Source organism: Azospirillum sp. P4_B5 (assembly GCF_056402275.1).
Map to the genome: position 1 here is coordinate 115,372 of NZ_JBFUHT010000012.1, position 26,744 is coordinate 142,115.

Consider the following 26,744-nt stretch of genomic DNA (forward strand, 5'->3'; position numbering starts at 1 on the left):
GAGGCGCACCGATGGAAAGGGGTAGTGTCATGAACCTGTTGCAGCAGCTCGAGCAGGAGCAGATCGAGAAGGCCCTCGGCGGCAAGACCATTCCTGTGTTCTCGCCGGGCGACACCGTCCGCGTGAACGTGAAGGTGGTCGAGGGCACGCGCGAGCGTGTCCAGGCTTACGAGGGCGTCGTGATCGCCCGCCGGAACGCCGGCGTGAACTCGTCCTTCACCGTCCGCAAGATCAGCTACGGCGAGGGTGTGGAGCGCGTGTTCCCGCTCTACAGCCCGCGTCTGGAGTCGATCGAGCTGGTCCGCAAGGGCGCCGTCCGCCGCGCCAAGCTGTACTATCTGCGCGACCGTCGCGGCAAGTCGGCCCGTATCGCCGAGCGCACGACCGGCCGTGGCATGAACAACACGAAGGCCGCCGCGGAGTAATCCGGCGCCCTTTCGTTCGGTACGCCTGAACCAGCACCCGCCCGGAGCGATCCGGGCGGGTGTTTGGCGTTGGGGAATGGGGAATTGGTTGCGTCGGTGCCCCCCTCCCGACCTCCCCCCGCTTTCGCAGGGGGAGGAGATTTAAGCCCTCCCCTGCGGAGCTCTCGCGCAAACCATAGGTTTGCGCTGACGCGGCAGGCGGACCTTCGGTCCGCCGAGAGCGGGGGAGGGTTGGGTCAACAGGGCGGTGACGGGGACGAGGCAGATGATCTGCCCGGCCTGGGCCGCAGGCATGGCGGTCAGCGACTTCGCCCACCACCAGAAGCACAGGCCCGTGGCGATCACCCAGTTGAAGGCCAGCACGGTGCCCAGCGCGGGCGTCCAGTGGATCGGCCGGGCGTGCTCCGCCGCCAGGGCCAGTGGGGCGGTCGCCACGGCGCTGACGGCGATCTGCCAGAAGGTCTGGGTCCAGAAGGGCGTGCGCCAGCCGCCGCGGCGACGGCGGTAGAGGGTGGCGCCGAGCGCCCAGCTCAGCGCGCAGGCCAGCAGCAGCCCGTTGCCCAGCAGAACCGCCGGGTCGCTCCAGTCCATCAGCGCCGGGTTGAAGAAGACGAGGACGCCGGCGAAGGTCAGCAGCGCACCGATCACCCGCCCGCGCGTGAAACGCTCCCCGGCGAGCAGCACGCCCAGCGGCAGCGCCCACATCTGCATGGTGTAGGCGAGCACCGCGGCCCGTCCCGGCGGCACGACCCGCAACGCGATGGAGCTGAGATCCAGCATGCTGGCGATCTGGAGCAGCCCGACCAGGGCCAGCGGCCAGCGTTCCCCCGGCGGCGGCAGGAGGGGGAAGCGCAGCACCCGCGACAGCAGGGCCAGCACCGCGGCCGCCCCGGCGAAGCGCAGAAGACAGAAGGTCAGCGGCCCGATGTCGGACAGGGCCAGCTTCATCAGGGGCCAGTTGGCGCCCCAGAACAACACGATTCCCGCAAGCTGCGCGTAGACCACGGTGTCCGGACCGCCCACGGGTCCCTGGCCGGCCGCGGCGCGTGGCATGGCCTGATCCGCCATGAGTCCTCCCAACCCTGAATTTTGCCGCATCCTACGGCGCGGGCGGGGGTGGGAGGTCTGCGTTCCTGGTGCGGCAGCCCCGCGAGGGGGCCGGCGTTACGGCGTGCCGCCGGTGGAGAAGCCGGTGAAGACCTGGATGCCGAACCAGCCGCCGATGGCGAACAGCACCAGAAGGATCATGGTGGTGGCGATGGCGATGTTGGTCTGGCGGATGCGCCGGCAATTCGGGCAGCCGGGAAGCTCGGCGGGATAAGGCCGTTCGCAGCGTTCACAGCGGACAGTGGGGTCCGTCACGGGATGACCCTTCATCGAATGGGGCAATGGAGATCGGTGGGCGGACGCTACCATAAGGAGCGCCTTCCCCGCCAGCCGATGGGCGGCGCGGGGGAGCGGCGATTTTTCGGTGCGGGATGCGGGGTGTTTTCCACAGCCTCGGCCTTGTCCTGCTTGAAAGAGACGGCTATTGTGCGGCCCTCTTACCGCACGCTTCGTTCGTCCGGTCTGTGGTTTGCGAGAGAGAATTGCCGCGAGAGAGAGTTGCTATGTCCAAGCCGCGCACCCTGTTCGACAAGATTTGGGACAGCCACGTCGTCCACCGTCAGGACGACGGCACCTGCATCCTCTACATCGACCGCCATCTGGTCCATGAGGTGACCAGCCCGCAGGCGTTCGAGGGGCTGCGGCTTGCCGGCCGTCCGGTGCGCCGTCCGGAAGCGACCCTCGCCGTGCCCGACCACAACGTGCCGACCACCGACCGCTCCAAGGGCATCGTCGAGGAGGAAAGCCGCATCCAGGTCGAGACGCTGGACAAGAACGCGCGCGACTTCGGCGTCCGCTACTTCCCGATGGACGACGTCCGCCAGGGCATCGTGCACATCGTCGGTCCGGAGCAGGGCTTCACGCTGCCCGGCGCCACCATCGTCTGCGGCGACAGCCACACGGCGACGCACGGCGCCTTCGGCGCGCTCGCCTTCGGCATCGGCACGTCGGAGGTGGAGCATGTGCTGGCCACCCAGACCCTGCTGCAGAAGCCGGCCAAGAACATGCTGGTCCGCGTCGACGGCGAACTGCCGGAGGGCGTGACCGCCAAGGACATCGTGCTGGCGATCATCGGGCGGATCGGCACGGCCGGCGGTACCGGCCACGTCATCGAGTTCGCCGGGGACGCCATCCGCGGCCTGTCGATGGAAGGCCGCATGACCGTCTGCAACATGGCCATCGAGGGCGGCGCGCGTGCCGGCCTGATCGCCCCGGACGAAAAGACCTTCGAGTATGTGAAGGGCCGCGCCCTGGCCCCGAAGGCCGGCGCCTGGGAGCAGGCGGTGGAGTACTGGAAGACGCTGCCGTCGGACGAGGGCGCCGTTTACGACACCACCGTCGTGCTGAACGCCGCCGACATCGTCCCGCAGGTCACCTGGGGCACCAGCCCGGAGGACGTGCTGCCGATCACGGCGACCGTGCCGAACCCGGCCGACGTGGCCGACGCCGGCAAGCGCGCCGCCGTCGAGCGCTCGCTGGCCTACATGGGCCTGGAGCCCGGCCAGAAGCTGACCGACGTGAAGGTGGACACCGTCTTCATCGGCTCCTGCACCAATGGCCGCATCGAGGATCTGCGCGCCGCCGCGGTGATCGCCCAGGGCCGCAAGGTCGCCGAGGGCGTGCGCGCCCTGGTCGTTCCGGGCTCCGGTCTGGTGAAGGAGCAGGCGGAGGAAGAGGGTCTGGACAAGATCTTCACCGAGGCCGGTTTCGAGTGGCGCGAGCCGGGATGTTCCATGTGCCTCGCCATGAACGCCGACCGCCTGTCGCCGGGCGAGCGCAGCGCCTCGACCTCCAACCGCAACTTCGAGGGCCGCCAGGGCCGCGGTGGGCGCACCCACTTGCTCAGCCCGGCCATGGCCGCCGCGGCGGCGGTGACCGGGCACCTGACGGACGTTCGGTCGTTGTAATCCGGCGCTGTCATCCGGCAGAGTTTTCGGAAGCGGGGGCGGAGACATCCGCCACCGCTTTTCTGTTTCCGCTTTCCTCAATCCCCCCGCCCGCGGCTTCGGCCCATCAGCCCGTCCGGGCGGTAGATCAGGAAGAGGGTGAGCAGGCCGAAGGCCACGATGTCCTTGTAGGCGATGGCGAAATAGGCCGACCAGAAGGTCTCGACCAGCCCCAGCAGGGCGCCGCCCAGCATGGCGCCGGGGACCGACCCGATGCCGCCGACCACCGCGGCGGCCAGCGCCTTGAAGCCCACCAGATAGCCCGTGTAGAAGTTCACCCCACCGTAATAGAGCGCGATCACCGCCCCCGCCGCCGCCGCGAGCGCGCCGCCCACTGCGAAGGTGGTGGCGACGGTGCGGTCCACATCTACCCCGACCAGCTCCGCCGCACCCACATCGTCGGCGCAGGCGCGGTGGGCGCGGCCGTAGGCGGTGCGCTGCATGATCGCCCACAGCAGAGCATACAGCCCGCCGGTCATCAGCAGAATGACGGCCTGCGAGGTCAGGGCGGTGACGGTGAAGGCGCCGTCGCTGAGCAGCTCGTGCCGGTCGGCCAGGAACTGGGCGGGCCACCAGTCGCGGGCGCCGTGCAGGAGCCGCATCCCCTCCTGATAGGCGATGGACAGGCCCACCGCGGCGATCAGCGGCGTGTGATTGTGGGTGCGGCGCAGGCGGCGGAACACCAGCCGGTCCATGGTCCAGCCCTGGACGGCGGTGAAGGCCATCACCGTGGCGAAGACCCCCAGCACCGCCAGCGGCAGGCTGCCCAGCCCGGCCATGCCCAGCGCCGCCGCTCCCATGGCGGTCAGCATGGCGCCGATCATGGTCAGTTCGCCCATGGCGAGGTTGATCTGTCCCAGGATGCCGTAGACCAGCGTGTAGCCCAGCGCCAGCAGCCCGTAGACGCAGGCCACCGTGGCCGCGTTGATGAGCTGTTGCAGGAAGAAGAGAAGCGGCGCCCAGTCCGTCCGCGGCCGCGGTTCCGGGCCGCTCGACTCTGGCGGCAGGCCGAGGCGGGCGGCGGGCAGGCCGGCCCAGATGCGCAGCATGGTGAATTGCATGGGCCGCAGCCGCCCCATGCGGTCGGTGGCCACCGCCACCAGCTCGTGCCGGCGCGAATCGAAGAAGCGTCCACCGAAGCGGCAGGCGATCCAGTGGGTCCCGGTTTCCGCGCGGCCAATGTCCGAGCGGTAGGTCAAGCGTAGCGCCGGCTCCTCGCCCGCTATCTCGGCCGTGTCCAGGATGGTGACGGGGCCGGAGTCGAAGGCGGGGATCAGCTTGCGGCACAGCGCGGCCTGATCGCCGTCCACACCGCAGCCGGTCAGCAGCAGGGCGGCGATCAGCAGGAGAAAGGGCGGGAACAGGCGCGGCGGACGGCGGTGCACGGCGACGGAAACCCGGCCGGTTGTGCTTCGCCGGAGAGTCTATCGGCAATTGGCGACGAGCGCCAGACGCCGCCTTGGGAGTGTCAGTAGCGGGCGCCGACGAAATACAGACCGTCCGGCGGGGCGGTCGGCCCGGCGGCGGAGCGGTTGCGGGCCTCCAGCGCGCGGCGCAGGTCGTCGGCGCTCCATTTGCCGGCCCCGACCAGCTCCAGCGTGCCCACCATGTTGCGCACCTGATGGTGCAGGAAGGAGCGGGCGGCGGCGTGCACCCGGACCTCGTCGCCGACCCGCTCCACCGCCAGCCGCTCCAGCGTCTTGACCGGGGAGTTGGCCTGGCAGAGCGCGGCGCGGAAGCTGGTGAAGTCGTGCTGGCCGACCAGGACCTGTGCTGCCGCGTGCATCGCCTCGGCGTCCAGCGGGCGCATGACGTGCCAGGCGCGGCCCGTCTCAAGGGCGAGCGGGGCGCGGCGGTTGACGATGCGGAAGACGTAGCTGCGCCCCAGGCAGGTCATGCGGGCGTGGAAGTCCTCCGGCACCGCCTCGGCCAGCAGGACGGCCACCGGGGCGGGCCTCAGGTGGAAGTTCAGCGCGTCGCGCAGCTTCAGCCCGGTGAAGGGCTTTTCCAGGTCGAAATGGCAGACCTGCCCCAGCGCGTGCACCCCGGCGTCCGTCCGTCCGGAGGTGTGGACGCGCACGGTCTCGCCGGACAGGCGCTCGATCGCCTCCTCCAGCGTCTGCTGGACGGAGGGGCCGTTGTCCTGCCGCTGCCAGCCGACGAAGGGCCGGCCGTCATATTCGAGGGTCAGTTTCCAGCGCTGCATGCGGCGTCGCCGAGACGGGTGCCGACGGGCAGGGCGAAGCCGCGCAGCAGGGCGGCGCCGTCCACCGGGGCCTTGCCGGGCCGCTGCACCAGGGTGAGGCGCACGGCGCCGTCGGCGCAGGCGACGGTCAGGCGGTCGTCGAGCAGCGTGCCGGGCGCCGAATTCCGGGCTTCGGGGGCCGGTTCGGCCTTCAGCACCTTGATGCGCTCCACCCCGCCGGTCGGCGTCGGGGCGTCGAACCAGCAGCCGGGCCAGGGCGTGAAGGCGCGGACCTGCCGCTCGACGAAGGCGGCGTCGCGCGTCCAGTCGAGCCGGCCATCCTCGCGCGTCAGCTTGGCGGCGTAGGTCACGCCCTCCTCGGGCTGTGGCTCGGCGGTCAGACGGCCCGCGGCGAGGCCGTCGAGCGCCTCGACGATCAGCCGCGCGCCCATGTCGGCGAGCGCGTCATGCAGGCTGCTGGCGGTGGTCTCGGCGGTGATCGGCACCGCGTCCTTCAGCAGCATGGCGCCGGTGTCGAGCCCGATGTCCATCTGCATGATGGTGATGCCGGTCTCGGCGTCGCCGGCCAGGATCGCGCGCTGGATCGGGGCGGCCCCGCGCCAGCGCGGCAGCAGGGAGCCGTGCACGTTCAGGCAGCCCAGCCGCGGCGCGTCGAGGATCGGCTGCGGAAGGATCAGCCCATAGGCGGCGACCACCGCGGCGTCGGCCTTCAGATCGGCGAACTCGGCCTGGGCTTCGGCGTTGCGCAGCGACTTGGGCGTGCGCACGGGGATGCCGCGCTCCTCGGCGAAGCGGTGGACCGGAGATTTCTGGACCTGCTGCCCGCGCCCAGCGGGGCGGGGCGGCTGGCTGTAGACGCAGACCACCTCGTGCCCGGCATCGGCCAGGGCGCGCAGGCTGGGCACGGCGAAATCCGGCGTGCCCATGAAAACGAGGCGGAGCGGCGTCATGAGGAGTCGTCCAACGTCAGAAGGTTAGGCGTCAGAAGGTTAGGCGCGCTGCATCTTCTGGACTTTGCGCAGGATCATGTTGCGCTTCAGCATCGACAGGTAGTCGACGAACAGCACGCCGTTCAGATGGTCGATCTCGTGCTGGATGCAGGTCGCCAGCATGCCGTCGGCTTCGATCTCGCGCGTCTCGTTGGTCTCGTCCAGATAGCGGACGCGGACCGAGGAGGGGCGGGTGACCTCGGCGTACTGGTCGGGCACCGACAGGCATCCCTCCTCGCACACCGACGTCTCGTCCGATTTCCAGACGATTTCCGGGTTGGCGAGGCGGATGGGGTTCGGCTTCTCGTCCTTCTCGTGCACGTCCACGACAATCACGCGCTCCAGGATGCCGATCTGCGGCGCGGCGAGGCCGATGCCCTTCGCGGCGTACATGGTCTCGACCATGTCGTCCATCAGCTTGGCGATGCGGGCGTCGACCTTGTCGACGGGCTTCGCCTTCTGCTTCAGGACGGGGTGCGGGGCGACGAGGATATCGAGAACGGCCATGGGAACTCAGCAACGGTGCGTGGAGGTGCGACAATCCGTCAAAATATGAGGGGCGGGCCACGAGGTCAAGGAAGGCGCAAGGCACAACCCGCCTTCCTTGACCTCGCGACCCGCCGATCCGGTCATGACGGCCGCGCCTCAGAGGGGCGAGCGGGTGATCGACTTGATGGGGCCGCGGGGATTGCCGGACATTTCGGCGATTTTGCGGTCCTGCTCCTCGATGAAGCCGCGGGCCGGCTCGTCGCCGTCCAGGCCGCCGACCAGCGTGCCGGGAACCTTGCGGTTGGAGGTGCGGGCGCCGTCTTCGTACAGAACGTCGAACAGCACGTAGGCGCTGTCCACCGGCTGCTTCTTCTTGGTCTTGGCCATGGGGGGAAACTCCGAACGTCAGGGGGGTGCTTGTAGAGGAAAAGCGCGCAACGGAAAAGGGCACCGGTTTCCCGGTGCCCCCTCCGATGCCGTGCCGTGAGACGTGGCTCAGACGGCCTTCAGGTTCTCCGCCGAGGTCTTGCCGCGCTTCGGATCGCGCTGCTCCTCGTAGGACACCTTCTGGCCCTCGTTCAGGCTGCGCAGACCCGCGCGCTCAACCGCGGAGATGTGGACGAAAACGTCCGCACCACCGTTGTCCGGCTGAATGAAGCCATAACCCTTGGTGCTGTTGAACCACTTGACGGTACCGACGGGCATGATTGCTCTCCGATTAGTATGAAAGGCGCCGCATCGGCCGGTGCGGCGCATCAGACTGTGTCCAGGCATAGCGACGATCTGGGCACCCGAAGGCGTAGCAGGCCGGCAGTCCGAAGCACAATGACAGGAGGGAAATTGGGACCGCCTCCGCTCTTTGCAAGGCGAAACAGAACAGGGCAAATCTGGGTTGCTGCGGACCTCACACTCTGGCCGCCGCCCGAAGCTCCGGCGCCTGGATCGGGCGCGGGGCGTGTTCCAGCGGTTCCAGCAGGGGGATCTCCTCGGCGCTGTCCGGGGTGGCGTGCAGGTCCCGGAAACGGCGGGCGGTGACCAGGACGCGGGACTCCAGGCTGCCGACCGCCCCGTTGTAGCTGCCCACGGCCTTTTCGAGCTGCCCGCCCAACCGCTCCATGTGGCCGCCCAGGTCGTGCAGGCGCTTGTAGAGTTCGGCGCCCAAGGCGCTGATCTCGCGGGCGCTGTCGGTCAGCCGCTCCTGCCGCCAGCCGTAGGCGACGGCGCGCAGCAGCGCGATCAGCGTCGTCGGGGTGGCGAGGATCACGCGGTGGTCGATGCCCGCCTCGATCAGCGCCGGATCGTGCTCCAGCGCCGCGGAGAAGAAATTCTCGCCGGGCAGGAACAGCACGACGAATTCCGGGGAATCCGCGAACTGGTCCCAATAGGCCTTGGTGCCGAGCTGCTTCATATGCTCCCGCACATGGCGGGCGTGGCGCGACAACCCGTCGCGGCGGGCGCCGTCGTCGGCGGCCTGGACCCCGTCGAGATAGCCCTCCAGCGGCGTCTTGGCGTCCACCACGATGGTCTTGCCGCCGGGCAGCTTGACCACGAGGTCGGGGCGCAGCCGTCCGCCGGCGGCCTCCACGCTCATCTGCTCCACGAAGTCGCAATGGTCGAGCATGCCGGCCATCTCGCAGACCCGGCGGAGCTGGATCTCGCCCCAGCGCCCGCGGGCCACCGGGCTGCGCAGGGCGCGGACGAGGTTGCCGGTCTCCGTGCGGAGCTGGGCCTGGGTCTCCACCAGCGACAGCACCTGCTGCTTCAGCCCCTCATAGGCGCCGGCGCGGCTGCGCTCCATCTCCTGGATCTGGCCGTCCATGCGTTCCAGCGACTGCCGGACCGGGGCGACGATGTCGGCGATGGCGGTCTGCCGCTTCTCCAGGTCGCCGCGTGCCTGCTCCTGGAAGGTCGTCAGCGTCTCCTTGGCGAGATCGAGGAAGCTCTGGTTGTTGGAGCGCAGGGCCTCCGCCGACAGGGCCTTGAAGCTGTCGGACAGGGTGGCCTGCGCGCGCTCCAGGAGGGCGAGCTTTTCAGCCGCCGAGGCGCGCTCGCGGGCCAGCGTGGTGGACAGCTCCGCCTGCCGTTCGCGGGCGGCGGACAACTCGCCGGTCAGCCGGGTGATCTGGTGGTCGCGGGCCTCCACCTCCTCCCGCAGGTCGCCCTCGATTCGCTCGGCGACGTCGAGCCGGGTGACCAGCTCGGCGTGGATGGCGGCGGCCTCCGCCTCGGCGCGTGCGGCGTAGAGGCGCACGATCATGCCGGCGAGGATCGCCCCGAGAAGGGCGCCGGCAAGGCCACCGAGAGCCACCGACTGTGCGTCGAACGCGAACTGCATGAAATTCCCCGAAGAATGCTGCAAATCCCCAGACCACAGGGGAGACTACAGGAACGAATCAGGAAAGAGAACGGGCAATGAACAAAGATGAATCCAAACCACAGCTCCGGCCTGTCTGCGATGCAGACTTGCCCGCCGTCCCCGTCTGCGCCATATCCGACGGATGCCCGACGATCCGCCCGCCCCCTCCGGCCTTCCCTCCGGCTCCCCACATGGCCCCCTCAAGGGGCCCCGGCTCCGCACCATCCCGCCCGGCGAGGATCGCGAGCGGCTGACCTGTCCGGACTGCGGCTACATCGCCTACCAGAACCCGCTGATCGTCGTCGGGTCGGTGGCGACGTGGGAGGACCGCATCCTGCTGTGCCGTCGCGCCATCGAGCCGCGCAGGGGTTATTGGACGCTGCCCGCCGGCTTCATGGAGGAGCGGGAGAGCACCATGGAGGGCGCCGCCCGCGAGGCGTGGGAGGAGGCGCGGGCCAAGATCGCCATCGATTCACTGCTGGCCGTCTACGACATCCCGCGCATCAGCCAGGTGCAGATGATCTTCCGCGCCCGCCTGCTGTCGCCGGACGTGTCCGCCGGGCCGGAGAGCCAGGAGGTCGGGCTGTTCCGTTGGGAGGAGATCCCCTGGGACGATCTGGCCTTCCCGACCGTCCAGTGGGCCTTGCGGGAGCACCGCTCGCGGCTTGGCCGCCAGGACTTCGCGCCGGCGATGAACCCCACGCCGGACGTGTTGGCGCAGTGGGAGCGGATGCTCTAGCCGGGCCTCACTCCACCCCGTTATTCCACGGTGGGCGAGGCGGGGAACTTCGCCACCAGCTCCGTCGTGCCCTGCTCGCGCTTCACGGTCAGCGGCAGCCATGTGCCGGGGGCTTGGCGCTGCACCACCGCCGTCAGGTCGGAGGTCTCGCGCACCGGCGACCCCGCCGCAGCGACCACGAGGTCGCCCGCCGTCAGGCCGGCGGCGGCGGCGACGCTGCCTTCGGTGACGGAGCGCACGCGCACCCCCTCGGTTCCTGGCTCCAGCATCACGCCCAGCCGGGGGCGGGGCGTCTCGGCCGGCGCCTCGCTCTCGCCCAGTCCGTAGACCGCGTCGGCGATCCGCCCGTCCAGCTCGGCGCAGGGGCGGTCCTCGTCCCAGGGCAGCAGGACGACGCTGTTCCGGACGCCAAGGTCGGCAAGCTGGTGGGGGACGCCGTCGCGGCCTTCGATGTGGCCTTGGCCCAGGATGGCGACGACGGTGCGGCTGGTCCGGCGGTGGGTGTCGGCGATCCGCTCCGCCATGGCGCGGTCCCAGACCGATTGCGCCTCGACGAATCGCTCGAAGCTGCCGGAGCGGCGCTCGGTCGGGCCGTGGGCGGCCATCACCTGGCGCAGCCGCTCGGTGTAGGATGCCGGGGGAGGGGCTGGATCGCCCACGCCTTCCCGTTCGTTGGCGGGAACGGCGGCCCAGCCCTCGCGCGCGGTGCGGCTGACCAGCCCGCGGTCGACGTTCAGCGCGACCACCGGCAGCCGGTTCATGCGGGCGAAATGCAGGATCGGCAGGTAGAAGCGGGCGTCGTAGCCCCAGACCTTCGGCCAGTTGGTGTCGCGCAGCAACTCCGCCTCGGTCAGTTGCCCGGCGCTCCAGCGGTCGAGGACCGGCTGGACGCTGCGCGGGAACATCTCCATGCCGACTGCCAGATCGGGATTCAGCGCGTGCAGCGCCGCCAGACTGTGCAATTGCCAGCGGTGGTGGTCGGCGTTGTCGTGCCGCTCCCCCAGCAGAACGGCGGGCGAGGCCGCGGCGCGGCGCAGCAGGTCGGCGGCGTTCAGCGGGCGGGCGGCGGCGTCGGACCAGCCGCCGGGCGGCACGCAGGCATTGTTGGTCTGGGTGGCTTGGGCGGCGGCCTGCGCCGGGGCCGTGGCGCCCAGGCCGGCCAAGAGGCCGCCGGAGAGCAGAAGGACGGCCATCAAACGGGGGAGCACGTCGGCGGTCCTCCAGGACTCTGTGAAACGGTTGGCCTCAGGCTGAAGGTTGGGCGGTGGGGTGCGCCCGTCAACGGTGCATGGTCTGACCGGCAACGGCCGCGCTGGCGCGCTGCGGCGAAGCGGGGTATCGTGGACATCATGCCGCACCGTAAAACCGTCATTCTGACCGGCGCGAGCCGGGGCATCGGCCACGCCACCGTGCAGCGCTTCAGCGCCGAGGGCTGGCGGGTCATTTCCTGTTCCCGCGAGGAGGTGCCGGACCATTGCCGGCGCGATCCGAACTGGACCCATCACATTCCGACGGACCTGTCCGATCCGGACAGCCGCGCCCGTTTCCTGGAGGAAGCCAACCGGGCGCTGGACGGCGGGCCGCTGCACGCGTTGATCAACAACGCCGGCATCTCGCCCAAGACGCCGATCAAGGAGCGTCTCGGCTGCCTGAACGGGGCCATCGAAGGCTGGCACCGGGTGTTCGAGCTGAACTTCTTCGCCCCGCTGGTGCTGGCCCGCGGCTTTGCGGCACCGCTGTCGCGGGCGAAGGGGGCGATCGTCAACGTGACTTCGATCGCCGGCCATTCGGTGCACCCCTTCGCGGGGTCGGCCTATTCGACCTCAAAGGCGGCGCTGTCCGGCCTGACCCGCGAGATGGCCGTCGAATTCGCCGAGATCGGCGTGCGCGTCAACGCCGTGGCGCCGGGCGAGATCGAAACCGCGATGACCGGGCCGGAGTACGACGTGCTGATCCCGCGCATCCCGCTGAAGCGCATGGGCACGCCGGAGGATGTGGCGGCGGTGGTCTTCTACCTGTGCGGTCCCGACTCGGGCTACGTCACCGGAACGGAGATGTTCATCACCGGCGGGCAGCACCTGTATTGATGCGGGTGGCTGACCCCACGGATTGCACGGATTTCTCTAAGTAACTCCGTGCAATCTGTGAAGCCGTTGTTGCCCGCTGCAGCGTTCCCGCGCTTCAGCCGAGGTTGTGCTTCGCCACCACCGCCGCGAAGTCGTCCCCGAAATGCTCGCCGACGCGGATGACCGAGACGCCATGCGGGATTTCCTTCAGGGCCGGGTTGTCCAGGCTCATCGATGTCAGCAGCGCCATCGGCACGGTGTGGGTGACGCTCATCGCCCGCAGGCCGCGGATCAGGTCCAGGCCGGACAGGCCGTCCATCACCATCGACGCGATCAGCATGTCCGGCGGGACGCGCACGGCGAGGCTGATCGACTCGATGGGGTCGCTGACCGTCACGGTGCGGAAGCCGCAGGCCGCCAGTTCCCCGCCCACCTTCTTGGCGACGACCTTGGACGGGGTGACCAGCATGATCTCGACGTTGCTGATCTGGATGTCGGTGATCTCGAACTGGTAGCGCACCGGCAGGGCACGGATGATCCGGTTCGTTTCCGCAACCTGCGGCTGCTCGGCGCGGTCCACCAGCTCGGCGATCCGGTCCACGAAGGTCTGGGCGTCGTTCAACTCGCGCTGCTCCAACCGTTTCAGGCCGGACAGGTAATCCTCCAGGCGGTGCGCGACGAGGCTGACGGTGGGGTAGCCGAAGCTGGTGCCCATGCCCTTGAAGTTGTGGGCTTCCAGCCGGAGCACGCCGATGACCGCGCTTTCCTCCCGCGTGCCCTTGGACAAGCCTTCCAGGGCGGCGTTCATCACTTCCAGCCGGTCGCGGGCGTCGTCCATGAATTCGACGCGCAGGCGGTCTTCAAGATCGTCGGGCGACAGGTTGGAAGCCATGGGAGGGGGTCCTGACTATGCTTTCGGGTTAGGCAGTATGGCCCCGAAAGTTACACCAGAACCCTAACGCGGAACAAATGTTGGCATGAAAGGCGGCTAAAACGCCGCGCCGATCACAACCGGGACAGGAGATTGTTGAACCAGTTCAGCCGCTCTTCGGCCTGGGCGATGTCGTGCTCCAGCCATTCGGCGAAATGGCCGTCGGTTCCCGCACTCGCCCGCTTCAGGTCGCCCAGCCGGGCCAGCTCCGTCTCGCACAGGGAGGCGAGGTGGTCGATCTGGTCGCGCTGCGACTCGACGTCCAGAAGATGCAGGAAGCGCAGCTTCAGCGCGATGACCAGCTTGTTCACACCATCCGCAGAGGGTGCGCGCACGTTGGCGCGCATCAGCGTGTCGAACTCCGACCGTCCGGCCCCGGTGGCGCCGAGCAGGGCGTTGTCCTCCATGCCGGTGCCGTCCAGCGCCTCGATCAGCCCCTCGTAGCGCAGCATCTCCAGCGAGGTGCCCATGAGGTCGAGCGACGGGCCGACGATGCGGTCGAGGAAATGGCGGAGCGCGCCGGCCAGTTCGGCGTAACGCTGCGGCCCGTTCTGGATCAGCGTGCCCAGGACGGCGAGGCGCACGGCCTCCTTCGGCATCAGCGAGTTGTCACGGTACATGGCGAACCCCTGGGCGGTGGCTGTCGACGTTTACGGACCGAACGTTGCGAAACGTTCTCAGATACGTCTAAAGGTAAGGCGCTCCGGCCCACAAGTCCAGAGCGCCGATGCCATCATCGCCGGGAGATCACCGAATCCCCTCCTCCCTGGAGGAGGGATGCCGTGGGGCTTACGCCGCCAGACGCAGGTCCAGGCGGCTCCACACGTCGAGCAGGGCGTCGACGAGGCGCGCCATCTCGGCGTCGCTGTGCAGCGGGGTGGGGGTGAAGCGCAGGCGCTCGCCGCCGCGCGGCACGGTCGGGTAGTTGATCGGCTGGACGTAGATGTCGTGCCGCTCCATCAGCTCGTCCGAGGCGCGCTTGCAGCGGTGGGCGTCGCCGACCATCACCGGGACGATGTGGCTGGCCGACGGCATGACCGGCAGGCCGGCCTCGGCCATTAGGCGCTTCAGGGTCGCCGCGCGCTCCTGGTGCCGGTCGCGCTCCGTCTGGCTGGTTTTCAGGTAGCGGATGCTGGCCAGCGCCCCGGCGGCGAGGACCGGCGACAGGGACGTGGAGAAGATGAAGCCGGCGGCGAAGCTGCGGATGCAGTCGACCAGCGCTGTGGAGCCGGTGATGTAGCCGCCTTGGACGCCGAACGCCTTGCCCAGCGTGCCCTCGATGATGGTCAGCCGGTCCATGGCGCCGTCGCGCTCCGCCACGCCGCCGCCGCGCGGGCCGTACATGCCGACCGCGTGCACCTCGTCCAGATAGGTCATGGCGCCGTGCTTGTCGGCGACGTCGCACAGGTCGTGGATCGGGGCGACGTCGCCGTCCATGGAATAGACGCTCTCGAAGGCCACGACCTTCGGGCGGTCCGGGGCGATCTGCGAGAGCAGCTCGTCCAGATGCTTGGGGTCGTTGTGGCGGAAGATGTGCTTCTCGGCGCCGCTGTTGCGGATGCCGGTGATCATCGAATTGTGGTTCAGCGCGTCCGACAGGATCACGCAGTTCGGCAGCAGCTTGCCCAGCGTCCCCAGCGTCGCGTCGTTGGACACGTAGCCCGAGGTGAACAGCAGCGCCGCCTCCTTCCGGTGAAGGTCGGCCAGCTCGCGCTCCAGCAGCACGTGGTAGATGTTGGTGCCGGAGATGTTGCGCGTGCCGCCGGCGCCCGCACCCACGCCGTCGATGGCGTCGTGCATCGCCTTCAGGACGACCGGGTTCTGGCCCATGCCCAGATAGTCGTTGGAGCACCAGACGGTGACCTCCCGCTCCTTCCCGGCGGCGTCGCGGAAGGTGGCTTTCGGAAAGTTCCCCGCGTGCCGTTCGAGGTTGGCGAACACCCGGTAGCGGCCATCCTGCTTCAGGCTGGCGATCTGGGTGCGGAAAAAGCTCTCGTAATCCATCGCGCGTTCCGTTCGCGTTCATCCGAAGGGGCGGGTGCCGTCCGGGCGGTTCAGCCGCCGGGCCTAGCACGTTAGGAAGATGGCATGATCGTCGCCGCGTTGCCACCCGGCATTGACCGATGTCAATAGGTCCGCCATGCAGGGAGGCAATTCTCGCCGATCCGCCGCCGCGGGGCCATTCGACCTATGGATGATCGTCCGCGCCGGGCGATTCATGTCCGGCTCCCGTCGCGCCGTTTCCGAGGGCGGGAAACACCCTTTCGTCCTGGCATTCCATTGATGATCGAAAGTGATCGTGAATATCAGCGAGGTATAGCGGATAGCAAAGGCGGAGGCGTCTCCTGTCCGATTATGCCGAATACCTTTGTTGTATTCCTTTACGAGCAAGGTCGTATGGACGAAAACGGGGAGTAAGTGAGAGGGTTCAGTCAAGCCGTTGATGGGGAGTGTTGTGCGATGAGTGCCGTTCTGACGTTCGACAGCGCGCGGGGCCGGCAAATGTCCGGCCCGGAATTGAGCCATGGTGCCATCGGTCCGGGCGGCAGCAAGGTCATCCCCTTCCGCCCAGCCTCCTTCACGGCGGATTCCCCAGCGCCGCTCCTGCCGCGGCGCCCCGCCGTGCCGTCTCCGGCCTACGCCGATGGGGTGGCCCATCCGGCGGAGCCCGCGCCGCAGCCGGAGCGTCTGGCGCGGCTGATCTACATGGCGAGTGTGGGCGGCTACGTGGCCATGCGCGAGGGCACGCTGGTGCAGTTGGACGGGCGCATGGTCTGGCCGACCGCCGATGCGCTGATCCGCGACGCGGCGGCGGCGGGCGTCCCGGTTTCGTCGCACGTCATCAACACCGCCCGTTCCTGACGCCTGCCTTCGACTGAAAAGGGCCGCCCGCGCCGGATGGCGGGGCGGCCCTTCGTCGTCGCGGAGTCCGGCGTTACCCGCGCAGGACGGGGATCGCGGCGTCCAGCGCCGTGGTCAGGCGATCGAACATCAGGTTGATGTCCTCCTCGCCGATGACCAGCGGCGGGCAGACCGCCACGCTGTCGCCCATGGCGCGGATGATCAGGCCGTTCTCCTGGCTCAGCCCGTTCACGACGGCGCCGGCCCGGCCCACCGGATCGAACGGGGCCTTGGACTCCTTGTCGGCGACCAGTTCGAGGGCGCCGATCAGCCCGATGCCGCGCGCCTCGCCGACCAGCGGATGGTCGGCCAGGGCCTTCAGCCGTCGCTGGAACAGCGGCGCGACGGCGCGGACATGGCCGACCATGTCCCGCTCCTCGTAGATCTTCAGCGTCTCCACGGCGACCGCCGCCGCCACCGGGTGGGCGGAGTAGGTGTAGCCGTGGCCGAAGGTGCCGATCGTCTTGCTCTCCTCGACGCAGGCCCGGTAGACTGCGTCCGACACCATCACCGCGGAGATCGGCAGATAGCCGGAGGACAACTGCTTGGCGCAGGTCACGATGTCCGGCTGCATGCCCATGGTCTGGCTGCCCCAGAAATTCCCGGTGCGCCCGAAGCCGCAGATCACCTCGTCGGCGACCAGGAGGATGTCGTACTTCTTCAGGATCGGCTGGATCTTCGCGAAGTAGGTCGCGGGCGGGACGATGACGCCGCCGGCGCCCATCACCGGCTCGGCGAACATGGCGGCGATGGTCTCCGGCCCCTCGGCCAGGATCAGCGCCTCCAGGCTTTCCGCCAGACGGGTCGCGAAGGCCTCCTCGCTCTCGCCCGGCTCGGCGAAGCGGTAGTGGTGCGGGCAGTCGGCATGGTGGATGCGGGCGATCGGCAGGTCGAAGTCGCGGTGGTTGTTCACCAGGCCGGTCAGGCTGGCCGTCGCCACGGTGACGCCGTGATAGGCCTTCACGCGCGACAGGATCTTCTTCTTCTCCGGGCGGCCCAGCGCGTTGTTGTAGTACCAGACCAGCTTGACGGCGGTGTCGTTCGCCTCCGACCCGGAGTTGGCGAAGAACACCTTGGACATCGGCACCGGAGCCAGCTTGATCAGCCGCTCGGCCAGATCAATGCCCGGCTCGTGGCTCTTGTGGCCGAAGACATGGTAGGTCGGCAGCTTGCGCATCTGGCGGGTGGCGGCCTCGACGAGGCGCTCCTCGCCCCAGCCCAGCGACACGCACCACAGGCTGGCCAGACCCTCGATGTATTCCTTGCCACTGTCGTCGAAGACGCGCACGCCCTCGCCGCGCTCGATGATCAGCGGACCCTGGGTCTCGTGCGCGTGCAGGTTCGTGTAGGGGTGGAGGAAATACGCCTTGTCGCGGCTGGCTGCGGAGTTTCCGGCCCCGGAATTTCCGATCGCCACGGTGCCTTGTTCGGTCATGTTTGCTATCCCTGTATTCGCTGCCGGAGTCGGTCGTTGCCGGTGCCCGTCCGCCGCTGTTGAAAATGTTAAACGGCGTCCACGATCATAGGCATGGTTGGCCCTCCTGACAAAGCCGGAGAATCAGGGGGTGGAACGGGCATTCCCGTCCTGCATGGCGCCCAGGTTCGCTGCACAAGCTCCGGAGTTTCGGAAGAGAAGGGGAACGATGATCACCTTGTATGGAATGCCGAGCAGCGCGTCGATGGCGCCGCACATCCTGCTGCGCGAGATCGGGCTGCCCTTCGAGCTGGTCCTGCTGGACCGGGCCACCGCTGCGCACAAGGCGCCGGACTATCTGCGTCTGAACCCCAACGGGCGTGTGCCGACGCTGGTGGACGGCGATCTCGTGCTGTTCGAGGCGGCGGCGATCTGTCTGCACCTCGCCGACTCGCACCCGGCCTCCGGACTGGCTCCGGCGCTCGGCACGGCGGAGCGCGCGCATTTCTACCAGTGGCTGGTCTTCCTGACCAACACCGTCCAGGCCGACATGCTGGTCTATTTCTACCCGGAGCGTCACGCCGAAGGGGCGGAGGCGCAGTCCTCGGTCAAGGCGATGGCGGAGGCGCGGCTGTTGGAGCGCTTCACGCTCCTGGACCGCGAATTGGCGGGCAAGGTGTGGTTCCTGGGCGACCGCTACAGCGCCGTCGATCCCTACCTGTTCACGCTGGCCCGCTGGACCCGCTTCATGGGCACCCCGGCGCGCAGCCTGCCCAACCTTGGTCCCTACCTCGCCCGCGTGCTGGAACGCCCCGCGGTCAAGGCGGCGTTCGAGGCGGAAGGGCTCGGCGCCCCATATTATTGAGTGGAGGGGGTGCCGCTCAGCGCGGCACCTGCCAGGGAAGATGCTCCGCCCCGACCAGCCGGTCGGCGTCGGCGGCGGGCATCGGGCGGGCGAAATGGTAGCCCTGGCCATAGTCGCAGGCGAGCGCGCGCAGCAGGTTGGCGTCGGCGCTCGTCTCGATGCCCTCGGCGATGACGTCGAAGCCGAGAAGCCGCGCCAGATCCATGATGATGCGGACGATGGCGCGGTTCTCCTCCGACTGATGCATGGCCATGACGAAGGAGCGGTCCACCTTCAGGCTGTCGATGGGCAGCTTGTGCAGGTAGGACAGCGACGAATAGCCGGTGCCGAAATCGTCGATGGACATCTTGATGCCCAGCCCGCGCAGGGTCTGCAGCAGGCGGATCGACTGCTCGGCCTTTTCCATGACCGCGCTTTCGGTGATCTCCAGCTTGATCCAGGACGGCTCGGCTCCGGTCTCGCGCAGCACTTGGCGCACCAGCGAGACCATGTCGGGGTCGTTCAACTGGCGGGTCGACAGGTTGATGCTCATGAACAGGTTGGCGGAGCCGGGCAGGCGCTGGTCCTGCCATTCGGCGATCTGCCGGCACGCCTCGCGCAGCACCCAGGCGCCCAGCGTGACGATCAGGCCGGTGCTCTCGGCGATGGGGATGAAGATGCCGGGTGGGATGTTGCCGCGCTCCGGATGGTTCCAGCGCACCAGCGCCTCGAACCCGGCCAGGCCGCCGGTGACCATCTCGACGATCGGCTGGTAGGCGACCCACAGTTCCTCACCGCGCTCCAGCGCGCGGCGCAGGTCATGCTCCAGCCGCACCTGCTCGACGACGCGGGCGTGCATGGCCGGGTCGAACCAGGCGTGGCGCCCGCCGCCCTGCTCGCGGGCGCGGCCGGTGGCGATCTCCGCGTCGCGCAGCACGTCCTCCGGCCGGCTGTGGGTGTCGCAGGAGGCGGCGACGCCGATGCTGGCCGACAGGAAGACCGAGGCGCCCGACGCCGTCTTGGCGGAGCGGACCAGCGACGCGATGGTGGACAGCCGCTCCTCCACCTCCAGCGGGTCCTGCGTACCGCCGATCAGCAGCGCGAAGGCGTGGTCGCTGATGCGGGCGATCAGGTCCACCGAACCGGCCCGCACGCTCAGCCGCGTGGCGACGTCGGTCAGGATCTCGTTGGCGAAGCCCTGGCCCAGGCTGGTGCGCACGTCGACGAAGCGGTCGAAATCCACGATGACCAGCGTGAAGGGTTCCCCCATGCCGTGGAAATCGGCCATGTGCTTGACCAGCAGGAGCCGGTTGGCCAGCCCGGTCACCGGGTCGTAATAGGCCAGCCGGAAGAGGTCGTCCTGCGTGCGCCGCCGCTCCGTCATGTTCTGCATGATGACGAAATAACCGGCGATGGAGCCGTCCGGGCCGCGGTAGGGCGCGTGCACCCGCGTCACGTAGTCGTTGCCGCCGCCGGACCGGGGAAGCCAGCCCTCCACCTGCACCGTCTCGCCGTCCAGCGCGCGTTCAACCGCGGCGCTGTTGTTGCGCTGGGTTTCCGGCCCGAGGATGTCGCCCACCGTGGTCCCGATGAGGGTGTCCAGCTTGCGGCCCATATAATCCAGATACGCCTGGTTGGCGTAGAGGTGCCGCCGCTGCGTGTCGAGCAGGCCGACCATCGCCGGCATGACGTCGAGAAGCTGCCGCAGGGTGTCGAGCGCCGGAGCCCCGGAAGCGGTGCCGGACAGGGCTGCGGCAAGGGAGGCGAGGTGAGGGTCCGGCTTCATGGGCGGGAATGGTCGAGACACCGTTGGGGAAACCACGATCAACACTTACGCGAAAGAATGGCCGCCCGTCAAAACCAAAGCCGCCGAAGACGGTGGAAAGCATCGCCCCACTATAGTTGCCCGACGACAGAGCCGACCTTCATACTCGGGTATTCATGCAAATCACGGTTGATGTTTTGATTGGCTGCGATTGATTTTGTGGCATCGGTGGCGCCTGGGGCCGGGGTCCGCGTGCCGATCCGTGCCGGACCACGGCAGGTTGCCGGCGCTGTGCGAGGCCGCGAATGGTCGAATCCTAGGCCGGTGACCGGACCGGTCGGGCGCGCAGATGCGGCATGTCAGCGTTCCCCATTCTGACCATCGTCAGAGACGGCCATGCCGAGCTATAATTTCGACCAATGCGCGAGAAGAGGTGGTGCACAACGATCGCCCACCCGCGCGAGCGAGGGAGAATCGCCATGGCACTCAAGGATCTGCTGGTGGTCGTCGACGACACCGCCGCCGCTGCGGCGCGAATCGATGCCGCCGCCCAACTGGCCGCGCGCACCGACAGCCACATCACCGGCCTCTACCCCATCGTTCCGCTGACCCTGCCGGGCTATGTCGAGGCCGAACTGCCGGACGAGGTGCGCGCCATGCAGCGCGGCTACACCGAGAACCAGACCGCTAGGGCGGAGGCTCTCTTCGTCGACGCGGTGCGCCGCAACGGCCTGACCGACCGCTCGGAATGGCGGGTCCTCTACGGCCACCCGACGGACAGCGCGGCGCTGCACGGGCGCTACGCCGACGTGGTGGTGATCGGACAGGCCGATCCGCACCGCGACCGTGATCGCCCGATCGTGCTGCCGCAGGATCTGGTGTTCGAATGCGGCCGTCCGCTGCTGGTCGTGCCCTACGCCGGCTCTTTCCCCCACATCGGGGAGCGTGTGCTGGTCGCCTGGAACGGCAGCCGCGAGGCGGCCCGCGCGGTGGCCGACGCCATGCCCATCCTGACCGCCGCCAAGCGCGTGGTGGTGATGGCCGTCAATCCCAAGGCCGGTCCCGCCGGCATCGGCGACGAGCCGGGTGCGGACATCGCCAAGCACCTGTCGCGCCACGGCTGCCGGGTGGAGGCCACCCACATCGTGACCGACCAGATCGATCCGGGCGACACGCTGCTGAACACGGTCGCCGACGAATCCTGCGATCTTCTGGTCATGGGCGCCTATGGCCGCTCGCGGCTGCGCGAACAGGTGCTGGGCGGCATGACCCGCTACATGCTGGAGCACATGACGGTTCCGGTCCTGATGAGCCATTGAGGCCATTCGGTCATCCGGGAATAGTCCGGCGGGACCGCCTGTTCATCCCAGTGAGGCGGCGCCGGACTTCGGTCAATGGACTTCGGTCAATGGACTTCGGTCGATGGACGCCGCCGGACCTGCGAAGGAAGGCCGGCATGAGCGCGCTGATCCCCACGTTCCTCCACCGTATGCGTCCTCCGGGCATGGCTGCGGTTTTTCGTCCGGCGGTCCGCTTGGCGGTGCTGGGCATCGCCGGGGCTCTGGCTTTGGCCGTTCTTCCCGCGGCGGCGGACGCGCATGGCCCGCGCGAGCGTGGCTCCTGGTACGGCGGTCCTCCGTATGGCGGTCCTTCGGTGATCGTGCCGCCGCCGGGAAGCCGGGTGATCGTCGTGCCCGGCTATCGCCCGCCGCCGCCCATCGTGGTCGCCCCGCCCCCCTACTGGGGCCCGCCGCCCCGCCATCACCACCGCCGTGCCTGGCGCAACGACTGGGGGCCGCGGCCCTATCCGGGGCCGAGGTTGCAGTTCTACGGGGGGTGGTCGTCGGGCCGGGGCTGGTGACGGTCCAGGCCGTCTGTTTGAAGGCGGTCTGTTTGAAAGAGAATGGGTGTCACGGGAACGGCGCCGCAACGGCGCATTCTCGCATGGACATCGACTCTTTGCCCGGCCATGCTCGTCTCGGTGGCGCCCGGTTCTGGGCGCCGCGCCGCGCGAGCGTGAGGGTGCGATGTTCTCCAAACAAGAAGCGGATTTCCGGCTCTCTATGAAGCGTGGCCTGGCCGCGGCGATGCTGGGCGTGGCGGCCCTGTCGCTCGGCGCTTGTGCAAGCCAAAGCCAGAACCGTTACAGCTACCGGGATGTTGGTCACGCGACCTCGGTCGAGTTCGGCACCGTGATGGCGACCCGTCCGGTGGACATCCGGGGCCAGAACACGGGAGCCGGCGGGCTGGTCGGTGGTGCCGCCGGCGGGCTGGCGATGTCCAACGTTGGCAGGGGCTCGGGCAACGTGGCGGCGATCCTGGGCGGAGCCCTGGTGGGTGCCGTGGCCGGCGCCGTGGCGGAGCAGGCGATCTCGGACCGCACGGGGGTCGAGTATGTGGTGACCCTGGCCACAGGCCGCACGATCACCATCGTGCAGGAACAGGCGGCCAATGAGCCGGTGTTCGGTCCCGGCCAGCGCGTGATGGTGCAGGCGAACGGCACTTACCAGCGTGTCCTGTCGGCCGACCATCTGCCGACCGAAACGAGTCGCCCGAAGGGCATCAAAGTGGTGGACTGAGGTGGACCGGCCGTAGGCTGAGGCCTCGGCACATGACATCCTCCTGCCTGTTGACCCCCGAGGGAACGAAGGAACGGCGTGCGGGAGGGTGGTCCTATGGCGGGCGGAACAGTCGGGAAGGCAGGGTGCCTGCGAGCGATCCAGCGGGGTGGAGCCGTCCTGTCGATGGTTCTTTTGGCGGCCTGTGCCGGGCTGAGCCCGCCACCGCAGGCCACTCCCGAACCCGGTGCGGTGAGCGCCCTGGATCGGCTGAGCCCGAACCGCTGCAACGGGGCCGTGGCCTCATCCCTCGCCGGGGTGCGGATACCGGTGTCCGACGTCCGCTATCTCGCCTATGGCCTGTATCGCAACATTCCGGGGGATATCATCGGCTACGATGCGTGGGTGGGCTTGAACAGCCAGCCCGGTGCCGTGGTGGTGCAACTCGATGAATATTGCGCGCCGCGCCAAATTTACGCACGCGAGGGCGCCCGGCTTCCCGACGCCCGATGACGCATCGGCTGCTCCCATCCGGGCTCCCGGAAAAAAACTGCCGCTAACCCATTGGGCTAGCGGCGAGTTGAACAGGGAGGCTTCACGTCTGGGAGACGCTGGGTCCGAGGACCCAACCCCGGAAGCGGGCTTCCGGGACGAAACGCCGGATGCTGCGGCGCAACATCCAACGCCCAAGATTTGACCATTCTGCCCAAAGGATTCCATCCCCAAATATCCGATTCGGCCATGCGAGAACCGCATAGCTTGTAAGTCATTGAAGAAAAATGAGAAACTGGGATGCGGATGCGTATGGTGCTGAAGAGCAGGTGGCCTCGTACGGAAAACGGCAACCGGATTGCAAAGATCCGGGATGGTTTTCGGTACAATCCGTACAAAAAGAAAGGCGCCCGGTATGAATTGCCGAGCGCCTGTGCATCAAATACGGGCAAACACCTTGGCTGCCCAAAGGCTGGGCTGGGTCAGAAGGCCGACTCCGCCACCTTCTTCACCAGGAAGTCGCGGAACACCGCGATGCGCTTGGAATGGCGCAGTTCCTCGGCATAGACGAAGTAGGCGTCGACCTTCGGGCCGTCCACGTCGGGCAGGACGCGCGTCAGCTCCTTGCTGCCGTCCACCAGGAAGTCGGGCAGGGCGGCGATGCCCAGTCCGCTCTCCACGGCCCGGTACATGGCGTAGATGCTGTTGACCTGCAGGATCGGCTTGCGCACGCCCGGGGCCGGGTCGCCCACCTCGTTGATCCAGTTGACGTTGGCGATGGGCGCGCGGACGTCCGGCGGATAGGCGACGATGTCGTGCCCGTCCAGGTCGGCGGGGATCTTCGGGGCGCCGCGCTTCTTCAGATAGTCCTGATGGGCGTAGAGATGGAAATGCACCGACATCAGGTGGCGCTGGATCAGGTCGGGCTGGCGCGGCGTGTTCATGCGGATGGCGATGTCCGCCTCGCGCATCGCCAGATCCAGTTCGTTGTCGTCGATCAGCAGGGTGAGCTGGATGTCGGGATAGATCGACAGGAACTCGTTGACGCGCGGGGTCAGCCAGGTTGAGCCGAAGGCCACCGTGGTGGTCACGCGCAGCGGCCCCTTCGGATGCTCCCGGCTTTCGGTCAGCATCGCCTCGGTCATCGACAGCTTGGCGAAGACGTCGCGGGCGGTGCGGTGCAGAAGCTCGCCCTGCTCGGTCAGGATCAGGCCGCGCGCGTGCCGGTGAAACAGCGGCACGCCCAGGCTTTCCTCCAGCGCGCTGATCTGGCGGCTGACCGCAGACTGGCTGAGGTTCAGCGTCTCGCCGGCGTGCGTGAAACTTCCAGCCTCGGCCACGGCGTGGAAGACCCGAAGCTTGTCCCAGTCCATCATGCCTGTCTTGCTGCCCGCGCCCTGGCGGGGAGCCTCCCGTTCATTCTTGAAGACGGCGCATAGCCGCCATGCTCATTTATACCGGGAACGCGCGGCGAACGCACCCCCAACCAAAGGCCCACCGCACGAAAAAGAGCCAAGCTTGGTAAGAATTTTCCGTTGTGCTGCGAAGAGCGCACATTTGTTTATCCCGCATTGTGGGATTTTTGCCTTTCCCGCAACCGAGGGACGACGTCGCCGCTCTGGATTTGCCCGGAGGACAACCGAAGACGGGCGCGGGACCGGGAGACTCGGGCCGGCGGACCCTGAAAAGACGCATCCCCCTTGTTGCGGTAGGGCCTCCCCCCTTGCGCCGTTGCGCGGACCGGGAGACGGGTTGCTAATCAGGTGTGACGCGGACTTGGGAAGGAGGGGTTCCGAATGCCCGACCAGCATCAGCCGGCGCTCACCCGCGATCAGGTGATCGACATCTGCGGGCGCCTGGACGACATGCGCATCGCCAGCATCATCGGCACGGGCGCAACGCCCGCCGAATTGATGGAGGCCACCAGCTGGACCGGCGCCGACGACTACATGGGGGAGGCGACTCAGCATCCTCCCTCGGGCCGGGTCGCCCGGCTCGTGGAGCTTCTCAAGGCCGACGAGCCGGACTGGGAGGACCGCTGATCCGGTTGCGGCTGATCTGATTGTGGCTCAGTCGGCCGCCTCAAGGGCGCGCGGCGGTTCCTTGGTCCGCGCGCGGGCGCGGTGGCCGCTGATCTCCGAACCGGCGTCGGGCGACAGCCGCAGGAAGAACAGGGCCGACACGCAGGCCATCCCGCCGACCGTCAGGAAGGCCGGCACGAAGTCGGTGGGCGTCAGCGCCGCGCCGGGGCCGCCGGTGGCGCTCTGCGTCAGGTGCAGCACCGTCGCCCCGACCGCGACGCCCAGGCTGAGCGAGACCTGCTGCATCACGCTGGCCAACGTGTTGGCGCGGCTCAGATACTCCTTGGGCACCTCGGCGTAGGCCAGGCTGTTCAGCCCGGTGAACTGCAGCGAGCGGAAGAAGCCGCCCATCAGCAGAGCGCCCAGGATGACCCAGTGCGCCGTCTCGGGCCGGAAGGCGGCGTAGCTCGCCAGGATCAGGCCGCTGAGCAGCGCGTTGGCGGTCAACACGCGGCGGAAGCCCAGCCGGCGCAGGATGGGACCGGCCAGCGCCTTCATGGTCAGCGCCCCGGCGGCCCCGGCGAAGGTCAGCGCCCCGGATTCGAACGGTGTGCGCCCGAAGCCGACCTGGAGCATCAGCGGCATCAGGAAGGGCACGGCGCCGATGCCGATGCGGAACAGCGTGCCGCCCATGACCGAGGCGAAGTAGGTCGGCAGCCGCAGCAGCGAGGGGTCGAGCACCGGCCGCTCCATCCCGCGGGCGTGGCGCAGATAGAGCCACGCGGCGGAGAAGCCCAGCCCGAGCACCCCGGCGACCGCGGCGGGCGGCAGCACCCCGCGGCCGACATTCTCCAGCCCGAACATCAGCGCGGCCAGGGCCAGCGCGCTCAGCGCGAAGCCGCGGCTGTCGAAGGGGTCGCGCTCGGTCTCCCGCACGTTGGGGATCAGGGTCAGCACCAGCGCGATCCCGATCAGCCCGATCGGCACGTTGATGTAGAAGATCCAGCGCCAGGAGGCGTAGGTGGCGATGAAGCCGCCGACCAGCGGCCCCAGCGCCGGGCCGATCAGCGCCGGCAGGGTCATCTGGGCCATGGCGGCGACCAGCTTTTCCTTGGGCACCGTCTTCAGCAGGATCAGCCGCCCCACCGGCACCATCATCGCCCCGCCCAGCCCCTGGACGATGCGCGCGCCCACCAGCTCGTACAGCCCGTCCGACTGGCCGCAGAGGATCGAGCCGACGGTGAACACCGCGATGGCCGCCGCGAAGACCGTTCGCGTGCCGTAGCGGTCGGCCATCCAGCCGCTGACCGGCAGGAACACCGCCAGCGCCAGCATGTAGGAGGTCATGGCGAGGCTGAGGCGCAGCGGGTCCTCGCCCATCGACCGCGCGATTTCCGGCAACGCCGTGGCGATCACCGTCGCGTCCAGATTCTCCATGAACAGGGCGCAGGCGATGATGAAGGGAATGTAGCGGGTGGCGCGGGGCATGGCGGAT

28 protein-coding genes are annotated in these 26,744 nt (G+C 68.5%); 11 read left to right on the forward strand and 17 right to left on the reverse strand.

Annotated features, from left to right (window positions below; all coding sequences use genetic code 11):
• The first annotated feature begins 29 nt into the window (after positions 1-29).
• Positions 30-425, forward strand: a complete 396-nt coding sequence (rplS, locus tag AC1DVI_RS12030) for a 50S ribosomal protein L19 (protein WP_014239328.1) — start codon at positions 30-32, stop codon at positions 423-425.
• Between the two features lie 141 nt (positions 426-566).
• Here the strand turns inward: rplS and AC1DVI_RS12035 are convergent, their stop codons facing one another.
• Together AC1DVI_RS12035 and AC1DVI_RS12040 are read right to left on the reverse strand one after the other, a co-directional pair.
• Positions 567-1,478, reverse strand: coding sequence for a DMT family transporter (locus tag AC1DVI_RS12035; RefSeq protein WP_476958162.1), 912 nt, complete (start codon positions 1,476-1,478; stop codon positions 567-569).
• A gap of 111 nt (positions 1,479-1,589) precedes the next feature.
• Complete coding sequence (locus AC1DVI_RS12040) at positions 1,590-1,787, reverse strand: hypothetical protein (RefSeq protein ID WP_014239330.1); 198 nt, start codon at positions 1,785-1,787, stop codon at positions 1,590-1,592.
• Between the two features lie 248 nt (positions 1,788-2,035).
• Here AC1DVI_RS12040 and leuC point away from each other — a divergent pair, with 248 nt between their 5' ends.
• On the forward strand, positions 2,036-3,439 hold the full coding sequence (leuC, locus tag AC1DVI_RS12045; protein ID WP_476958163.1) for a 3-isopropylmalate dehydratase large subunit: 1,404 nt from the start codon (positions 2,036-2,038) through the stop codon (positions 3,437-3,439).
• A gap of 77 nt (positions 3,440-3,516) precedes the next feature.
• Here the strand turns inward: leuC and AC1DVI_RS12050 are convergent, their stop codons facing one another.
• The 7 genes from AC1DVI_RS12050 to AC1DVI_RS12080 all read right to left on the reverse strand — a co-directional run bounded on the left by AC1DVI_RS12050 (position 3,517) and on the right by AC1DVI_RS12080 (position 9,497).
• Positions 3,517-4,863, reverse strand: coding sequence for a branched-chain amino acid ABC transporter permease (locus tag AC1DVI_RS12050; RefSeq protein WP_476958164.1), 1,347 nt, complete (start codon positions 4,861-4,863; stop codon positions 3,517-3,519).
• Positions 4,864-4,946: 83 nt separating this feature from the next.
• Positions 4,947-5,684: a tRNA pseudouridine(38-40) synthase TruA gene (gene truA / locus AC1DVI_RS12055; protein WP_038526072.1), complete on the reverse strand. Its 738-nt coding sequence runs from the start codon at positions 5,682-5,684 to the stop codon at positions 4,947-4,949.
• Positions 5,666-6,634, reverse strand: coding sequence for a methionyl-tRNA formyltransferase (fmt, locus tag AC1DVI_RS12060; protein WP_476958165.1), 969 nt, complete (start codon positions 6,632-6,634; stop codon positions 5,666-5,668). Before fmt ends, truA begins: the two co-directional genes overlap by 19 nt.
• Positions 6,635-6,673: 39 nt before the next feature.
• Positions 6,674-7,180 carry a peptide deformylase gene (gene def, locus AC1DVI_RS12065; RefSeq protein ID WP_476958166.1) on the reverse strand — a complete coding sequence of 169 codons (507 nt, stop codon included), beginning with the start codon at positions 7,178-7,180 and terminating at the stop codon, positions 6,674-6,676.
• Between the two features lie 138 nt (positions 7,181-7,318).
• Positions 7,319-7,549, reverse strand: coding sequence for a hypothetical protein (locus AC1DVI_RS12070; protein ID WP_145674796.1), 231 nt, complete (start codon positions 7,547-7,549; stop codon positions 7,319-7,321).
• A gap of 108 nt (positions 7,550-7,657) precedes the next feature.
• Positions 7,658-7,867: a cold-shock protein gene (locus AC1DVI_RS12075; RefSeq protein WP_014239340.1), complete on the reverse strand. Its 210-nt coding sequence runs from the start codon at positions 7,865-7,867 to the stop codon at positions 7,658-7,660.
• A 199-nt stretch (positions 7,868-8,066) separates the two neighbouring features.
• Positions 8,067-9,497, reverse strand: coding sequence for a DNA recombination protein RmuC (locus AC1DVI_RS12080; RefSeq protein WP_476958167.1), 1,431 nt, complete (start codon positions 9,495-9,497; stop codon positions 8,067-8,069).
• A gap of 163 nt (positions 9,498-9,660) precedes the next feature.
• Here AC1DVI_RS12080 and AC1DVI_RS12085 point away from each other — a divergent pair, with 163 nt between their 5' ends.
• On the forward strand, positions 9,661-10,257 hold the full coding sequence (locus AC1DVI_RS12085; RefSeq protein ID WP_476958168.1) for an NUDIX hydrolase: 597 nt from the start codon (positions 9,661-9,663) through the stop codon (positions 10,255-10,257).
• A 20-nt stretch (positions 10,258-10,277) separates the two neighbouring features.
• On the opposite strand, the gene AC1DVI_RS12090 is transcribed toward AC1DVI_RS12085, so the two are convergent.
• Positions 10,278-11,465, reverse strand: a complete 1,188-nt coding sequence (locus tag AC1DVI_RS12090) for a ChaN family lipoprotein (protein ID WP_476958169.1) — start codon at positions 11,463-11,465, stop codon at positions 10,278-10,280.
• A 141-nt stretch (positions 11,466-11,606) separates the two neighbouring features.
• Between AC1DVI_RS12090 and AC1DVI_RS12095 the strand changes: the two genes are divergently transcribed.
• Positions 11,607-12,344, forward strand: a complete 738-nt coding sequence (locus AC1DVI_RS12095) for an SDR family NAD(P)-dependent oxidoreductase (RefSeq protein WP_059399062.1) — start codon at positions 11,607-11,609, stop codon at positions 12,342-12,344.
• A gap of 94 nt (positions 12,345-12,438) precedes the next feature.
• Here the strand turns inward: AC1DVI_RS12095 and AC1DVI_RS12100 are convergent, their stop codons facing one another.
• From AC1DVI_RS12100 to hemA, 3 genes are all read right to left on the reverse strand, one after another.
• A complete protein-coding gene (locus AC1DVI_RS12100; protein ID WP_476958170.1) occupies positions 12,439-13,215 on the reverse strand; it encodes an Hpt domain-containing protein in 777 nt (258 codons plus the stop codon).
• A gap of 113 nt (positions 13,216-13,328) precedes the next feature.
• Positions 13,329-13,874: a hypothetical protein gene (locus AC1DVI_RS12105; RefSeq protein ID WP_476958171.1), complete on the reverse strand. Its 546-nt coding sequence runs from the start codon at positions 13,872-13,874 to the stop codon at positions 13,329-13,331.
• A 169-nt stretch (positions 13,875-14,043) separates the two neighbouring features.
• Positions 14,044-15,258, reverse strand: a complete 1,215-nt coding sequence (gene hemA, locus AC1DVI_RS12110) for a 5-aminolevulinate synthase (protein ID WP_145625333.1) — start codon at positions 15,256-15,258, stop codon at positions 14,044-14,046.
• Positions 15,259-15,714: 456 nt separating this feature from the next.
• Between hemA and AC1DVI_RS12115 the strand changes: the two genes are divergently transcribed.
• On the forward strand, positions 15,715-16,116 hold the full coding sequence (locus AC1DVI_RS12115; RefSeq protein ID WP_476958172.1) for a hypothetical protein: 402 nt from the start codon (positions 15,715-15,717) through the stop codon (positions 16,114-16,116).
• A 73-nt stretch (positions 16,117-16,189) separates the two neighbouring features.
• Here the strand turns inward: AC1DVI_RS12115 and AC1DVI_RS12120 are convergent, their stop codons facing one another.
• Complete coding sequence (locus tag AC1DVI_RS12120) at positions 16,190-17,590, reverse strand: aspartate aminotransferase family protein (protein ID WP_476958173.1); 1,401 nt, start codon at positions 17,588-17,590, stop codon at positions 16,190-16,192.
• A gap of 208 nt (positions 17,591-17,798) precedes the next feature.
• Between AC1DVI_RS12120 and AC1DVI_RS12125 the strand changes: the two genes are divergently transcribed.
• Entirely contained in the window at positions 17,799-18,434 is a 636-nt protein-coding gene (locus AC1DVI_RS12125) for a glutathione S-transferase family protein (protein WP_476958174.1), read from the forward strand.
• Positions 18,435-18,450: 16 nt separating this feature from the next.
• On the opposite strand, the gene AC1DVI_RS12130 is transcribed toward AC1DVI_RS12125, so the two are convergent.
• Positions 18,451-20,199: a putative bifunctional diguanylate cyclase/phosphodiesterase gene (locus tag AC1DVI_RS12130; protein WP_476958175.1), complete on the reverse strand. Its 1,749-nt coding sequence runs from the start codon at positions 20,197-20,199 to the stop codon at positions 18,451-18,453.
• 458 nt (positions 20,200-20,657) lie between these two features.
• On the opposite strand from AC1DVI_RS12130, the gene AC1DVI_RS12135 reads away from it, so the two are divergent.
• The 4 genes from AC1DVI_RS12135 (at position 20,658) to AC1DVI_RS12150 (ending at position 23,249) form a co-directional block, all read left to right on the forward strand.
• The gene (locus tag AC1DVI_RS12135) at positions 20,658-21,497 is read left to right on the forward strand and encodes a universal stress protein (RefSeq protein WP_476958176.1); all 840 of its coding nucleotides are present in this window, start codon (positions 20,658-20,660) and stop codon (positions 21,495-21,497) included.
• 137 nt (positions 21,498-21,634) lie between these two features.
• On the forward strand, positions 21,635-22,039 hold the full coding sequence (locus AC1DVI_RS12140) for a hypothetical protein (RefSeq protein ID WP_476958177.1): 405 nt from the start codon (positions 21,635-21,637) through the stop codon (positions 22,037-22,039).
• A gap of 202 nt (positions 22,040-22,241) precedes the next feature.
• The gene (locus AC1DVI_RS12145) at positions 22,242-22,757 is read left to right on the forward strand and encodes an outer membrane lipoprotein (protein WP_476958178.1); all 516 of its coding nucleotides are present in this window, start codon (positions 22,242-22,244) and stop codon (positions 22,755-22,757) included.
• Positions 22,758-22,922: 165 nt separating this feature from the next.
• A complete protein-coding gene (locus AC1DVI_RS12150) occupies positions 22,923-23,249 on the forward strand; it encodes a hypothetical protein (protein ID WP_476958179.1) in 327 nt (108 codons plus the stop codon).
• A gap of 461 nt (positions 23,250-23,710) precedes the next feature.
• Here the strand turns inward: AC1DVI_RS12150 and AC1DVI_RS12155 are convergent, their stop codons facing one another.
• A complete protein-coding gene (locus tag AC1DVI_RS12155) occupies positions 23,711-24,601 on the reverse strand; it encodes a LysR family transcriptional regulator (protein ID WP_149164341.1) in 891 nt (296 codons plus the stop codon).
• 423 nt (positions 24,602-25,024) lie between these two features.
• Here AC1DVI_RS12155 and AC1DVI_RS12160 point away from each other — a divergent pair, with 423 nt between their 5' ends.
• Complete coding sequence (locus AC1DVI_RS12160) at positions 25,025-25,270, forward strand: hypothetical protein (RefSeq protein WP_476958180.1); 246 nt, start codon at positions 25,025-25,027, stop codon at positions 25,268-25,270.
• Between the two features lie 27 nt (positions 25,271-25,297).
• Here the strand turns inward: AC1DVI_RS12160 and AC1DVI_RS12165 are convergent, their stop codons facing one another.
• A complete protein-coding gene (locus AC1DVI_RS12165) occupies positions 25,298-26,737 on the reverse strand; it encodes a DHA2 family efflux MFS transporter permease subunit (RefSeq protein WP_476958181.1) in 1,440 nt (479 codons plus the stop codon).
• Positions 26,738-26,744: the final 7 nt, after the last annotated feature.